Below are 14748 nucleotides of genomic sequence, written 5' to 3' on the forward strand. Positions count from 1 at the left end.
AAGCTAATCCTTGATACTTGTTGATTCTTGCAATCCCTTCCTAACTCTATTAACTACCGTAATTAATAACAAAAAGATAATTAGCCACAATACAGTATTAAGCCAATCAAGTGGTAACAAATAGGTAGAAATGCCTAAACTTATTAGGCTAAAAACAAAAGCCCGATCACTTTTACCCATGGGGCCATCATAACGTCGTGTGCTACCAATCATCACACCGAGTACTCCAGCAAACTCAGTTAAAAAGGATAACAAAACGACTAAAATAACTAAAATGTTATTGACCTGATTCAATTGAGTAAAGATTAATAGTAATACAGAATCAGAAACCACATCACAAATCTCGTTTAAATAAGAACCAAGATTAGATTTTTGGTTATATTCTCTTGCTAGCATACCATCAATCGCATTGAGTGCCATCCTAATAAACATCCATAATGGTATTAACAAAAATAACCATAGATGATCTGCAAAATAACCTACAAACATAGCAACTAATATCGACCCAACACAAGCACCTATTGTCACCTGATTGGCAGTTATTTGTGAATCATATAGCAACTTCACATAAGGACGAAGCAATGCTTGAAAGCGCGATTTTAATTGATAAACAGAAAACATTTTCGTCCCTTTATCCATAATTAAACAATACGTTGTAATTGAGTATACTTTAATGAGCTATATAAAGGGAGTGATTAATGAAAAATTATTTAAGGATTACTTTTTTTGTATTTTCCAACACAATAATTTAAAAAAATCATTACAAATGATTAAACTATCAATAGTTGCATATCAAGAGCTAAAGTAATCATATAATTTTTCTAATGAAAATCTATTCAATAATGAATTAGCAAATCTTCTAATTACTTTACAATCTGATAAATACACATTTGGATACTTTTCTGCTGATCGTCTCACAGACCAATCAACTATTAGTGAACTAAAATTAAACCCAAATTATTTTGTTAAACGTTCGCTGAGAGAAACGCTATCAAAACTAGCTCATAAAATATGCCATGTCTGGCAACATTGTGAGCATGATCAAAATGTATAAGCAGATATCATGATAGAGTTTTGGATCATAAAAATAGCATCAATCAAATTGATGCCATCAAATACTGTTTACAAGACAGAAAAGGTCAATAAAAGAAACACTACATTGAAAAAAGATAGCTTGTTTAAGCAAGTTGTATATAACTGATTAAATTAGTGGGTTTGAAATATTCTAAAATGTCAAAAGCAGTTAACAGTAATTCAATTTAAATGGTGGGAAATTATGATTAATCAATAATAAAACTAATTCCAAAGGGAATGGACAAAAGATATAAATTTATATGCTTCGACTATGGGCAACACCATGAAAAGTTTGACTTGTGGTAATTATAACAAATTTTTAGTCAACCATAAATGGTAACAAGTACCATTCATGATATCATACAATTTCTACTTCTTGATCCACATGACTTTTTTCTTATTACCGAACGCAAGTTCATTTGGTGAGAGTAAAGTATATTCGATACGATTAGTACTCATACTTCTTAAATAATTAGAATCTTCCTTCACATCAAATGTTGAATTTCTTTTTATAATAGGGGCGACATGATTCACTTCATAATGATCACCTTTTGCAGTAATTGTAACGATACTCGAATTAGAGTCAGCATCAGGCTCTACCCACGTTCCAGAAAATTTTCCTGAAACATTATCATTACAACCAGCTAGGGCAATAGAAAAAAGGCAAACTGCAATTACTTTTTTTAAAATCATTATTTTCTCCTATTAATTTATATTATTTTTAATTTTTTAAAATTTAACTTCATCAGATAAATCCAAAAAACACGATTGTGCAGCGCTTAGAACTATAGAAAATTGTTATTTATCGTTAATATTTGAAGCAATGAGAAATTCCATTTTTTATAATCAGAATTATGCTTCTCTAGTGATGCTAACACAAATAAATGCCCAACACACAAAGTAAAGTATCATCACCACATTAATGATAACCAGTTTTTTCGCAATTTCCAAGAGCATAAGCAATAGCTTTCCCTAACTCTGGATTTTCTGCTTGAATACTCTAATATTTTTCTTTAAAAGCCCTAAAGGGCTTTTAAATTATCTACTAATTAATGTCTTAAAACTCCAAATTTAGAAATAATTTTTTTAACAATTTTTGGATCAGCAGTAGGACAGCTGTTTAAGAAGCTATTTCTAGCACTAGCTGTACGACCAATATTAAATTTTCCATGTTTTTTAGAAACTATACTAAAAAAGTCTTTTACTGCTGAAGAACATTCGGATGGATTTGCCCCATTCATTTTACCATACATGCACATAACAACTTTGCACGGATCACTTTTAGCAAATACCGATGGTGCTATTAACATTGAGCAAACAACTAATGGAACAACTAGTAGTTTTTTCATTTTCATAATTGATTCTCCTTTATTTCTGGTACATCATATCTTTAAACTATATGAGTAGGTCTAAATGAATTAAATTTTAGTAACGGAACATCTATAATGTTGTTTTCAGAAAAAATTTTTCTTTCAATAAAAGCCGGTTCATCAAAATAAACTATTTTATGAGCAATAAAAGGGCGAACTTTTTCCATGATCACAATTTCATTAATCCCTAAATTAGTTTTTTTACCCGCACGAGTTGTATAAACTTCTGAGCCAAGTTCTACAACTTCTTGTGGTAATAAAACATCCCGTCCCTGCTCCGAAAAATTATCACTTTTAGATGCCCCACCTTTAGAACGTGAATTTGATTTATTTTTTACTTTGACTGTTTTTTTACCAATGGTTTCACTGATAATTTTTGCATCATCAGAAACTAATTTTGGCGGATAATTTATTTGTACTGCACAGTTTTCTATTAATACTTTAGCTCCTTCCTTTCCATAAAGTTTATCGTTTTCTATTTGTCCCCTAGCCTGTATAATTATCATGTATCTAAGATTATATCCAGCCGTATAAGCGATTGATTTTTCTATTATTTCAACCTTACCCATAGATGTAAATTCATCTAATACTAACAGACACTGATATTTCAAAGATGGGTCTTGTTCCGGTAATGTTTTAGTATTAACAGAAATTAATTGACTAAAAAAAAGATTTGTCAATTTTGCATAAGTCATTAATGAAGTCGGAGCAAGTCCGAGATAAATAGACATTCTCTTAGTTCGAACGTCACGCAAATCAAAATCGTCACCGGAAGTTGCAGCTTTACAAGCTGCATTAGTAAATATGGACAGTGGAGCGGTAAGAGTAGATAAAATACTACCCTGTGTTCTTTCTGGCGTAGCAATGAAACGCCGGAATTCAGCAATACAGCCATCTGAAAGTGGCCGACCTTTTAGATCTGCAATTTCGATTTCTTCGTCCATCCATGTTGCCAAACCTTGCTCTGGTGAAGTTAGACTTAATAATTGGGCCATAGTAACTGGCATGCCAGTGTATTCGAGATCGAGCATATACAACACTAAACCCTTGAATAGGTTACTTGCTAGTTCATTCCATACATCATTATCTCCCCCACTATTTGGATATAAAATCTTACTAATAATCATAATATCGCCATCCCTAAAATTAGGATTTCGATTTATATAAGTTAAAGGATTATATCGATGAGATCGCAGAAGCTCGCCTTTTTCATATCTATTGATAATGTCATTTTGTTCTTCTTCAGACATCGATTTGAATTTATCTGAGCTTTTGAATTTATTAAACTCTGCATCAGTGAATGAATAACCATCAGGGCAAAATAAAAATACTTCTTGTCCCCTAGATTTTCTATATCCTCCCGTATAAATAAAATTCTCCAGCTTAATATCGAGAACTACAGCACTATCTCGATAATTTAGAAGATTTGGTATAACAATACCGACCCCTTTTCCCGATCGAGTCGGAGCGGCAATATAAATAAATTGTTGACCAATAAATTGCAAAAACTTACCTTTATAACGTCCTTTATGCATCTTACCGATTAATACAGCAGGATGTTTACTTTCTATCAGTTCTTTATCGGAAGGAAAAAGTCCACTTTTAGATAAGTCCATATCATTTGCAAGTCTTGCACTTCCAAACAATTCTTCCCTTTTTCGTAAATTTAATAAAATAAATATGGTAAAAAAGAACGGCAATAAAAAAGTAATGACCATACCAATGAAACCACAAATAAATGCAACTTGATTACTGTCGAATTGACGGTAATTAAAGTAATATTTCCAAAAACTAAAAATCCCTAGAGAAGCTAAATCTAACCCTTTCATTTTCATAAAGATGAGGCCAGCCACATACTGACTACCAATAGTAAATGCTAAAATAACCAGTAAAGAGAAACAGAATAAGCCTATTTTTTTTTGTCTAATCATGTTTAACCCATTGCTAAAATTTCATTTTTTTCCATAGGATCAAAAAATATTTCTTTTAAAAACGAACCTTTAAAAAAACAAACAATATCGATTGATGACCTAACAATCTTAAAAATGTGATCATAATCTAATGTTCTGCCGTCTTCTGATTGCTTGACCAGTCCAGTAATACGACTAAATGCACTATAGCAATCATTTGCATGTGTAGTGGTTACACTCCCCGAGTGACCTGTATTTAATGCTTCAATATAGTTCCATGCTTCATCTCCACGTAATTCAGCTAAAAATATATGATCTGGCTTCATACGCATGCATGATTCAATAACGTATCTAGGAGGACGAACTTTATTTTTATAGAAAAGATGTAAATGGTTGGGATGATTGGGTAAATCAAGCTCATGAACATCTTCAATAGTAAATATTCTTCTTGTTGGAGGGTAAAGATCAACTAATGCCTTCATTATTGTTGTTTTACCTGAACCTGTTCCCCCAACAAGCAAAATATTTAGGCGATTTTCAACAGCCATAGTGAAAAAATCTTTTATTTTTTCCTCCTTATAAAGCTTATATAAGATCGCCTGTTGATCAGTTAAATCATTACTTGCTCGACTTGCATATTTGAAGCCTCTCAATCTTCCTGTATTTTCATAGTCAGACAAGGTAAACCTTGATTTTGAGGGCTTTCTAAATGTCATTGATATACTACCATCCTCGACCATTGGTGGAATTACTATTTGTCCCCGTTCGCCATCTGGCAAAATAACTGACGAAACTGGATTATTAAAATCTAAAGGGATACCATCGTTACTCATAACAGATAAAACCGTTGCTAATTGCTCTAATGACGCATAATCTACTCTAGGCTCATCTATAAATTCCCAGCCATTTCCCCGATCAAACCAAATTCTATTAGGCTGATTAACAGCTACTTCGGTTATTCCTTCTAGATCTAATATTTCCTGAATACCAACTTTCTTAAGAAATTGATATGCCATCAACTTATTATGTGGAATATTCATTAGGTTTATCCAACCATCTCATAATTAGTTGTAACACTAAGTGTTACGCTCGGGACTCCCTCTGTTAAATAATGTAAAATTGGATTTTTCCTCAGCTTTTCAACTATGGTCATTTTATTGATCATTGTTATCTCCTATTTTCTTACTGTCCTATATATATCTCTAAAATCGACATCACGAGGCACTAAAATATAAAGCATCGTCCCTTGATTTATATATGCTGTAGGCGGAATATTAATAGTATTTTCAAGAGCAATTGATGCCATGTTATTCATGGAGTCGGTTGTCGAATCATAACTGATTCGGTTATCACTTTTCGATAAATTATTAGATACAGTTTTAAAAGCATCATCTACAAAAGACAGCATAATAGCTCCGCCAAAACGCTCCCAAAAGTGAGTGTCAACCCAAGCAGGTGCACCACTTGCACCAAGCGTATCTGTACCCAGACTATCAATTTTAATACGGATTTTTCCGTCCTGTGCTGTAGTCCAGTTAACAAATACTCTAGCTTTTCCTTGTTTTATAACTTTTTTCTGTTCACCCATAAACGTGGTTCCTGCTCGCAATAATAAAACATCACCATTACTTGAATAAATATCTTTAGTTAGAATACATATAGGCACGCTTGGATAATCAGTCACAATTTTTGTTTTTAACACACAGGGCAATAAAGTACCTCTAGATAACAAAAACTTCAGATCTTCAAGCTGGGATATACTCCCATTTTCAAAATCTTCACCCCTCAATGTATCATTCAAACTGGAATCACTACTTGAACTCTCTCTAGATTCATTACCTGATGAGATAACGACCAGTGTCTCACCCAACAACTTTCTATCAGCTGGGGTCTGTTGTTTATCATTAGAAATACCTGATCCGGTACTGCCATTGGGTGAATCTGAATTGCTATTCTTCTCAGCTAACAGCTCTGCTTCCTTTAAAAGTTTTTGACGCTGTGCTTCTTCTTCAGCTTTTCTTTTGAGTTCAGCCTCTTCTAGCTTTCTTTTTCTATCAGCCTCTTCCTGTTTTCTCTGTTCTTCTTGTCTGAGTATCTCAGCCATCGTCGAATTAATACTAGATTTATTGTTATAGTCCCCCCCAATATTAAGCGCTTCATCTTTTTTAGTTTCATATGATGAATCTTCACTAGTACGAAATAAAATAGAACTTAAAATAAGTAGTACTATAAAAAAAATTGATAGTAACACGACTAACATCATCACTTTTTTATTTTTTGAACGCCCTGTTACATTTATTTTTCCTCTATCTTTTACCTCTTTGCCTGTTAATGGGGGAATATAATCCTCATTATCATTAATTTGATCATTAGAAGTCATTAATTACAGCCCTCTTCTCTCCAGTTGTCGTACCATCGTCATTGTATGACTGTGGAATACTACTATTAGTTTTTATGGCCATTACTCTGTCTCCAAGCCTAAGCATAAAGTTATTACTAATTTCATGTATGACCATCACATCACGTTCTAGATGTGTATTAGTAATAGCCTCTTTTCCATCTTCCATTACTCTGTAAACAATCGGTAAATCTTTTGAAGATGAAAAGCGCATACAAGTAAAACGTCCATCATCCCATATAGCTAAAGGAGATAATTCTTTATCCCCTTTTTTATAGTAATTCCAATTCATAAAACTAGTTGAACATGGTGTAGTTCGTTCTTCGTTTACTTCATTTTCTGGATATGAAAATCTAACAAGCCAGCTTGCGTTATCTGCGCTAGACGCTGTTTTTAGACTCAAAATATACGTTCGCTTATTAGTAACGAGTGTTACATTAGTATCAGGTTGTTTAGCAATCGGTCTAATAAAAATATTATTAGCTCTAACAGAAACATTCCATGCAAGCGGATCTCCTAACCCCATTCCGGCATTATTTGTTGTTAAAACTTCTGATTTATCTAATTGAATAAGGGTTGAAACACCTTCTTTAACACTGATTTTTGTTACATCATCTCTATTATATTTAACAACTTGTACTCTTTTATCATAACGAGTACGTTGCGGATTAATCTCAGCAAATACAGAGACTGAAATACAAAAAATAAGAGGACAAATAAGATATTTATATTTATTTAACTTCGACATTTTCTACATCCACCCGATAACTAATAACCTCAAAACCTAACGGATTTTCAAGTCGTTCCGCTTCAGTTTTAATTTCTTTTTTATAATCAAAATCTATTGTTGCTATCCAAGTTGTTGGCTTATAACCAGCTGCTGGCGTACCATCTTTATTTTTAACCAATTTTACAAACCGAACTTGTGCTAAATTATTAATGAATGTAATCCCACGAACGGTTACAACAATTTTTTTATCCTTTCTCAAGACTTTTAAAGGAGATAACGCACTTTGAATATTAAACTCATATTCAGAAAATACATTGTTATTACTTAGTAACTTTGTTATATCAAACATATTTTGAATGGTATCCCAATCATATGACTCTCGATTTATGACGAATTCTTTTAAAAAGTATTTAGACAAAACCTCATCATATGTGACTTTATCGTCAGCTAAAGGTTTGGCAATATCAATATAACCACTCGTTGAATCTACTCGCATAACATATGGAACAGCAGTTTTTAAAGGGGTTAAAACTGTAAGTGCAATACTTTGCAAAACACAACAAATACCAAGCACTATCGTCAGTTTCCACCCCATTTTTAAGAATTTGGAATTACGTTCATTTTCATTCACAATAAAATTCTGGATGGATTTATAATATAAATCAGCTTCTTTTTTCTGTTCTGACGTCAATGCTTTTGATGCCATTTGTATTTTCTCTATATTTTCATCGTAATATTCTTTTGTCACTTATTTACTCCTTGCTCTGTGTTTAATTGTCCTTGCTTTTGAATAGCAGGATTAACCATTTCCCACTTACCCTTTGGTTGTTTTGGCACAGGAGCAGAACAACTAATTACACTGACAAAAACAAAACTCGATAATAGAACTTTCAACATATTAACCACCTATCCCCCTTTACCTTTACCTTTCATTAGACCACTTATACTTTTAGCTAATTTTTTACCGGCCTTAGCACCTAAGCCTCCCATACGGCCTAACATACTATTCATATTGCCATTTAAACTATTTATACCCACACCACCAGTTAAACTTGAAATCAATGTTCCCACTTGTCCGAGAATATAAATGCCTATAAACATCACAATAACGATTTGATATACTCCCTCAAAATTAAGTTTTTCTGTTTCAAATTTCTCAGTAATAAATGAAATAAATAATTTCAAAACAATACAATATCCAAGTGTTAATAAAATATAGTTAGCACATTGACTACACCATGATGTAAACATCCCTCTAGTGGCTGGGAATATTGATAGACAAATAAATATCGGGCCAACAGACATCAAGATAGCAACCATTAGTTTTGCAACAAGCAAATATGCCGTTGCATATAACGCAAAAACGGCAGAGGTTAACCAAAGTAAAAGCCAATTGAAAACGGCTTGCATAGCTAACCCCCAATCATCACTCCAACCAAATGTCATTTGTTCTTCCAATAGTTCAAGTGATTTATTGATCGATGCCATAAATTCATCTAACATGGTTGTACTTACACTATTACTACCGAAAAGTGCGGAGCTTAGATTGTCACCCGCTTCCAAAACAAAGGGTATAACATATTTTTGATAATATCCGGCCGAGTAACAAACAGCGCCAACCAGAACAATCATCACCATATTTTTCAATATGTCCGTTATAAACATGTCATTCTGAGCAGTAACAATCTGCCATGCGACATAAACGCAATACGCCATGATTGCCGCAAGAATTAGTGGCAAGATAGCAGTACTTATTGATGTGACATTCGACGCTATTTGTGAGTTGACGAGATTAGACACATTATTATAAAGACTGGTTAAAACGCTGTCGCCCAAAGCCATTCTTATTTACCTCGATAAAACTTTTCAAACTCGACAGCCATTTTATTTTTTTTAAGTCTGTCCTGTTGTTCTAAAAGTTTAGCCATCGTATCAATTCGAGTTTTATCAATTTGATTTTGTGCTATCTCAAAAGCCAAACGATTATTTAAATCTTCTTTTTCCTGCGGTGTTTTTGCTTCATTTAACAATTTTGCTAATTCAACGATGTTTTCAGCTCGTTTTGTACTGGCTTCATATGACTGTTGCATGAGATCATAAGAAACCAGCAAAGAATCGATGTTTTTTTGAAATGATTCTGATTTAGAAGTTACCCCAAATTTTTCACGCAATGATGACAAATTTTGAGAATCATTCATCTCAGTTTTCCAATCATCAATGTTTAAATAACTCGAAATAGTAGGATCAACAAACACATTACCAAGCCCCCAATTTCCCTCAAATCGACGAAGTTGCTCTTCTGATTCTTTTTTCAATTTTTCATTAATATTTTTTGCTTCTTCAATTTGTTCTTTTAAAGCGTTTAATTGCTCCAACGCTTGTTGAGCCTGCTGTAATGCATTTTGTACCGTTTGAGCTATTGCAGCTGCATCAACGGTTGGAATACCAGTTGAATAGGAATTAAAACTAATAAATAACCACATTAATAAAAACAATTTTTTCATCTTATTACTCCTTTCGTAATATTTCTTCTATGAAAATAGGCATCCAAATTGTTGGATCATCTCCAACCTCTTTTCTAATTCTTTCACAAATTTCAATTCCTTTATGGGTACCTGATATGATCGGTAAATACTCGTCAAAACCTTCTAGATCCATTTTTGCAAAACATGATGAATTAGATTGCTTAATAAGAAATGTACGACTAGCAAGATCTAGACGTCGTAATCGATCAAACTCTTTAACTGTTAGACCGACTTTTTCATATGAATTTTTATATTCGGCATCAGGATTTGGTAAGAATATTTTTGTCGGTGTTTGCTCAACAATAGCTTCAAAAATGTTACACTTAATAGCATCCGCAGGAGATTGTGAAACAAGTCCTATAAACTCATTTTTAATCCGACCAGCTTTTAACGTGCTTTTAATTAATTCTTGTGTGGTCGGATAATTCGCAGGTTTCCAAAACTCTTCAATTAACGTTAGCATCAACCTACCCGCATTATGTTGTTGCATTACCTGCTTATAATATAGCAAAACTGCTAATAGAGGCTCACATGCCGGATGGTCATTACCCGATGAATCTTTTTCAAGTACGACTGTAGTATCAAAACCTACTTTTGTATAATGAATAGGATTAAATGTATTAGTCGGGCTATCTACCGCCCAAGCCAATTTTCCACCTTCGCTTTCACAATATTTACTTAAACGTAAACGAAGACTTGAACCTTTATTAATTGACGAAAGTAGTAAACCGAATCGACGCATAAATAAAGGCATTTCTAAAACAGCATTAACAGAACGTCTAATTATTTCAGCGTCTTCATCTGTCACTCTAGCATCTACATCTCTAGCACAAGACTCAACCCAACGGTATAAGAATGATTTCAAGCTATCACTAGCAACTTCTTCAAGCTGGAATGGATTAAAACCAGTAAATTCACCTTCTTTTATAGAAAAATAAGCCCCACCAAAACCTCTGAAGGTCATTTCAAGAGAACGGTTATAATCAATACCGAACATCATAGGATGAAATCGCTGTAAAAAAGTTGCTATTGCACCTTCTAATGTTGTTTTGCCCGCACCTGTAGCACCAAGTAATAGAAAATGACCAGCAATAGCTTTTCCTGTAACATTTTTATGAGGATGACTATAATGGGTATTAAAAAAATACAATCCATCAGCAATAGTTTTGAGAGGCATGATAGCCGTTCCATCACCAATCGGATTACCTTTTTCTTTACCGAATGAATAATTATGCATCGAAAACAAACATGCTAAATTAGTTGTAGTTCTTCTAGAATCAAGGGGACGCAAATTTGAATCGGGTAAACAACTAAGAAAAGCTTGATAACCCTCAATAGTTGCTTTCATCAAACTGAAGCCCCCCCCGCTAGTCAAAAATTCACTGGATACTTTTGTCCCTCCGTCCAATGCTTCTTTAGCTGTTTCACCCAAAACAGTCAAAGAACTTTGATAACTACCGAACATTGCCTTGCCTTCAGCTAGAGTAGCTTTACCAATTAGAAGTTCATCTATAGCTTCGCTCATTTCTCCGGATGATTCTAATTGATTTATTTGTTGATCTATTTGTTTCTGGACTTTAGTTGTTGATGCAAAAATAAAAGATTGTGTGAGTACAAATTCATAAGGCAACGTTAAAAGAAAATCCCATTGGCCCATTACTGTTCTAAAAGAGAAACCTTTCAGAATATAATTTGTTGCATACTTTACTTTTGTTGTTGATTTATTTCTAATCTCCAATAAATCATACCCAAAATACCATTCACTTTCGGGTATTTGTTGTCGAATAGGTGTATCAGAAAGCGGAATATCAAGTGACTGATTATTTAGTAAATATGCTAAAAACTCCGCAATCTCTGATTTGAAACCATTTCTTCCTAAAACAGTAACACTAAATGTTTTTAAAACGGCTTTGGATTGCTCTATTATTGTGTTCAAAAACTCCATGCCTTCAATAATATCCGACGTTTTTAATACGAAACTGACATAATATTCTGTTTTAAAAAAATTATTGTTATCGAATAGATTGCAATATTTATTAACAAATTTCTGAGCAAAAAGATTATTTTCAAAATTGTATTTTGTATCTAACTTTACCTTTTTCTTAATTAGATGTGTCCACACTCCCAATGAACCACCATATTCTTTACCTAATACAGTAAGATAATCTTTGAAGTTTAAAAATGCTAACTCAATTTGATTATCTGAAACCGATTCAAATGGCATACCATCAATAACTAATGTACACAATAATTTATTACTACCAATTGATATAATATTATCGCTCAAGTGATAACCATAGTCTGGGATATATTTGTCTATCGATGACGATTGTTGATTTGATTCTTTACTAATTTTCGAATTTGAATTTTTGCTTTTCATACTTACGCCTTATAAACATATCTCCACAATGAAAACTAATAACGTTGTTACGTTGTAGTACTTTCAGTAAAAAACCATTCAATCTCAACTTTGTAATTCTCATTGCATTTGGTTCAGTTTCACACATAGCCCTAACAATAAAAAAAATCATTCCAGATATAAAAGGAAATATTATTGCTTTAAGAAAACCGAACAAAACAAAACAAAGAAAAAAACCGAACATTCCAAACATACCTATCCCTAATAATAAAAGGAGCGGAACCCCCATCACTAAAGCAGGTCGATTAAAACCGTTATAAGTAATATACTCATCTACTTTTTTATCTGTTTCCATTACAATACCTTTGTAAAGGGTCATTAAAACCCTTTTTCTATTGGAAAAGTGTTAACATCCAGTTCCCGCCAACTAATGCACCTCCAGCTACACTACAATAAAGAAAAGCCATTCCAACTTCATTCCATTGTTTACGTTCCATAAATGCCATCGTAATATTGTAAATTAGATAAACTAATGCACCGATCCCAGCTATACTGAATAACCAAGTTTTAAATTCTGTTAACGCAGAAGTACCAGCTTGTAATCCTCCCGCTGCTGAAGCAACGTTAATGAATGACATTAATAAAGTAAAAATAACCAATTGAAATTTATTAAATTTTAATCTGTTCATAAAAAACCTTTTATAATTTTTAAAAATCCCCAAAAACATCCCAAACCTCTTTGTTTTTGAGGGGGGTTTCTACATCACTCACAACTGAGCGTTTTTTAGATTGTTGTTGTATATCTTTTTCTTTTTTTGCCTCGATAATTTTTTCCTGATTACCTCCTTTTAAATAATTTTCTAAACTTTTTTTTAACCTTTTTTGCATAGCTTGATGATTATCATCATTTTCTAAGTTGCCTACATCATTTGCTGATATAAAGCAATTAAGCTCCCCACGTAGTCGTTCATCATCAGTGAAATGATCCTTTTCCATTTCTTCGACCGTGCATTCATTAAGAATTTTTTCGGTGATTTTTAAAGCATTACATACATTGAAACCATCCATCGGATCGACATCATATTTTTCAAACAATAAAGAATTTACTTGTAATGCTCCTATTTGGACTGGTTTCTTTTCTTCTAAAAAATATTTCAATTTCTTTTTTGCTTCTTGTTCATTTTTATAGTCAATACTTTCACCAATCGTCGTCACTAAAAATTGTGTATGATTTGAAGTTATTTCAGAAAGCAAAAGTATTTCATCAACAGGAATATTTGGTGAACATTGCATTGCTAACGTTATCAACAATTCTTTTGTAATGCTCATTTTGATTATCCTTCATTCTGAATTTGGCTAAAGTTATCATTTGAGAAGGGATATTTTTTTAAGTGATCTTTTAACCTAATTGTTGCTTCAGTTCTTTTAGATCTTCTTGAATTTTTAGTAGCTTGAATTAATGCCTTATTAGTTTCTTCATCCAGAATTAATGTAATTGTTATTGTTCTCTCATACATAAGCATCCACATCCCCTTCTATACCAATAAATAATGAGTTAAATTTTAAACGTTTTAAAATTATCTTATAGACTAAAATCTAATTTATATTTGTATATAAATCAGTTGTTGATCAACAGTTAATTAACAATTGATCAACTTTTTATATTTGTTGATTTTTACTTTTTTTGGATTTATATTTGGGTCTAAATTTAAATCAAAAAAACACACAATATGAAGGAATAAAAATGATAATTGAACAAAACATAATAGGTATTTCGGATTTTAAAAAAAATCCGATGTCTTTTATGAAAGATAATCAAATTTTATTAATTTTAAATCATAATAAAAAAGCATTTTATTGCTTATCACCTGAAGTATTTGAACAATTAAAAGGTGATGGAGATAAAAGAAAAAAGGAAAAAAAATAAAATTTATTTACAAAAAAGGATCGCCCTTCCCTGTGGGGGACAGCCAAGGACGAAGGACGAAAACCAACTAAACTTCAAGGATTGTTGGCGTGGTAGATAATATTAATTATAAGAGTAATTATCAACAACTTTATACAAAGTTAAATATAGTATTTGATATAGTCGGAATAAGAGAAAAAAATAAAAAGTTTACGCCTCTAAATGATAAAACTGCTGAAATATTCAGTAATAATGAAAATATTAATATTTTCAATTTTTACAATACATTACTAAGTCAAAAAAAGAAAATAACAACGTTAGATTATTATAGTATCGATAATATGTGTAAATTTTATCTAATAAATAAAATTTCTCTTGATGATAATAATGTATTTTTTTGGGGAAATGAATTTAAAACAATTCCTCTCAATTTTATTATCTTAAAAAATAATAATGTTGATTTATCAATTGAATTA

General features: G+C 32.3%; 18 protein-coding genes. 2 read left to right on the top strand and 16 right to left on the bottom strand.

Features of this window, described 5'->3' with window-relative positions; translation table 11 throughout:
* Positions 1 to 3: 3 nt before the first annotated feature.
* The 16 genes from A9G07_RS09040 to A9G07_RS09110 form a co-directional block, all read right to left on the bottom strand.
* On the bottom strand, positions 4 to 621 hold the full coding sequence (locus tag A9G07_RS09040) for a CDP-alcohol phosphatidyltransferase family protein (RefSeq protein ID WP_065734892.1): 618 nt from the start codon (positions 619 to 621) through the stop codon (positions 4 to 6).
* 822 nt (positions 622 to 1443) lie between these two features.
* A complete protein-coding gene (locus A9G07_RS09045) occupies positions 1444 to 1767 on the bottom strand; it encodes a hypothetical protein (RefSeq protein ID WP_065734893.1) in 324 nt (107 codons plus the stop codon).
* A gap of 356 nt (positions 1768 to 2123) precedes the next feature.
* A complete protein-coding gene (locus A9G07_RS09050) occupies positions 2124 to 2423 on the bottom strand; it encodes a TrbM/KikA/MpfK family conjugal transfer protein (RefSeq protein WP_065734907.1) in 300 nt (99 codons plus the stop codon).
* Positions 2424 to 2464: 41 nt separating this feature from the next.
* The gene (locus A9G07_RS09055; protein ID WP_065734894.1) at positions 2465 to 4375 is read right to left on the bottom strand and encodes a type IV secretory system conjugative DNA transfer family protein; all 1911 of its coding nucleotides are present in this window, start codon (positions 4373 to 4375) and stop codon (positions 2465 to 2467) included.
* A gap of 2 nt (positions 4376 to 4377) precedes the next feature.
* Positions 4378 to 5394: a P-type DNA transfer ATPase VirB11 gene (virB11, locus tag A9G07_RS09060; protein WP_065734895.1), complete on the bottom strand. Its 1017-nt coding sequence runs from the start codon at positions 5392 to 5394 to the stop codon at positions 4378 to 4380.
* A gap of 134 nt (positions 5395 to 5528) precedes the next feature.
* The gene (gene virB10, locus A9G07_RS09065) at positions 5529 to 6734 is read right to left on the bottom strand and encodes a type IV secretion system protein VirB10 (protein ID WP_081303410.1); all 1206 of its coding nucleotides are present in this window, start codon (positions 6732 to 6734) and stop codon (positions 5529 to 5531) included.
* Positions 6724 to 7500: a TrbG/VirB9 family P-type conjugative transfer protein gene (locus A9G07_RS09070; protein ID WP_065734896.1), complete on the bottom strand. Its 777-nt coding sequence runs from the start codon at positions 7498 to 7500 to the stop codon at positions 6724 to 6726. Before A9G07_RS09070 ends, virB10 begins: the two co-directional genes overlap by 11 nt.
* Entirely contained in the window at positions 7484 to 8230 is a 747-nt protein-coding gene (locus A9G07_RS09075; RefSeq protein ID WP_081303411.1) for a virB8 family protein, read from the bottom strand. Before A9G07_RS09075 ends, A9G07_RS09070 begins: the two co-directional genes overlap by 17 nt.
* Positions 8227 to 8379, bottom strand: a complete 153-nt coding sequence (locus A9G07_RS12035) for a hypothetical protein (RefSeq protein ID WP_176713965.1) — start codon at positions 8377 to 8379, stop codon at positions 8227 to 8229. Before A9G07_RS12035 ends, A9G07_RS09075 begins: the two co-directional genes overlap by 4 nt.
* 9 nt (positions 8380 to 8388) lie before the next feature.
* A complete protein-coding gene (locus A9G07_RS09080) occupies positions 8389 to 9324 on the bottom strand; it encodes a type IV secretion system protein (RefSeq protein ID WP_065734897.1) in 936 nt (311 codons plus the stop codon).
* 2 nt (positions 9325 to 9326) lie between these two features.
* A complete protein-coding gene (locus A9G07_RS09085) occupies positions 9327 to 9986 on the bottom strand; it encodes a type IV secretion system protein (protein WP_065734898.1) in 660 nt (219 codons plus the stop codon).
* A 4-nt stretch (positions 9987 to 9990) separates the two neighbouring features.
* A complete protein-coding gene (locus A9G07_RS09090) occupies positions 9991 to 12387 on the bottom strand; it encodes a VirB4 family type IV secretion system protein (RefSeq protein WP_065734899.1) in 2397 nt (798 codons plus the stop codon).
* Positions 12356 to 12721 carry a VirB3 family type IV secretion system protein gene (locus A9G07_RS09095; RefSeq protein ID WP_065734900.1) on the bottom strand — a complete coding sequence of 122 codons (366 nt, stop codon included), beginning with the start codon at positions 12719 to 12721 and terminating at the stop codon, positions 12356 to 12358. Before A9G07_RS09095 ends, A9G07_RS09090 begins: the two co-directional genes overlap by 32 nt.
* A 37-nt stretch (positions 12722 to 12758) precedes the next feature.
* A complete protein-coding gene (locus tag A9G07_RS09100) occupies positions 12759 to 13004 on the bottom strand; it encodes a conjugal transfer protein (RefSeq protein WP_065734910.1) in 246 nt (81 codons plus the stop codon).
* 70 nt (positions 13005 to 13074) lie between these two features.
* Positions 13075 to 13695, bottom strand: a complete 621-nt coding sequence (locus tag A9G07_RS09105) for a hypothetical protein (RefSeq protein ID WP_065734901.1) — start codon at positions 13693 to 13695, stop codon at positions 13075 to 13077.
* Positions 13696 to 13700: 5 nt separating this feature from the next.
* Positions 13701 to 13889 (bottom strand): TraY domain-containing protein, encoded by a 189-nt coding sequence (locus A9G07_RS09110; protein ID WP_218060055.1) that lies wholly within the window; start codon positions 13887 to 13889, stop codon positions 13701 to 13703.
* A 221-nt stretch (positions 13890 to 14110) separates the two neighbouring features.
* Here A9G07_RS09110 and A9G07_RS09115 point away from each other — a divergent pair, with 221 nt between their 5' ends.
* Positions 14111 to 14293: a hypothetical protein gene (locus A9G07_RS09115; RefSeq protein WP_065734903.1), complete on the top strand. Its 183-nt coding sequence runs from the start codon at positions 14111 to 14113 to the stop codon at positions 14291 to 14293.
* An 89-nt stretch (positions 14294 to 14382) separates the two neighbouring features.
* Positions 14383 to 14748, top strand: a 366-nt coding sequence (locus A9G07_RS09120) for a hypothetical protein (RefSeq protein WP_218060056.1), incomplete at its 3' end; no start/stop codon positions are given.

This window comes from Gilliamella sp. wkB72 (assembly GCF_001693745.1).
Taxonomy (GTDB): domain Bacteria; phylum Pseudomonadota; class Gammaproteobacteria; order Enterobacterales; family Orbaceae; genus Gilliamella; species Gilliamella apicola_E.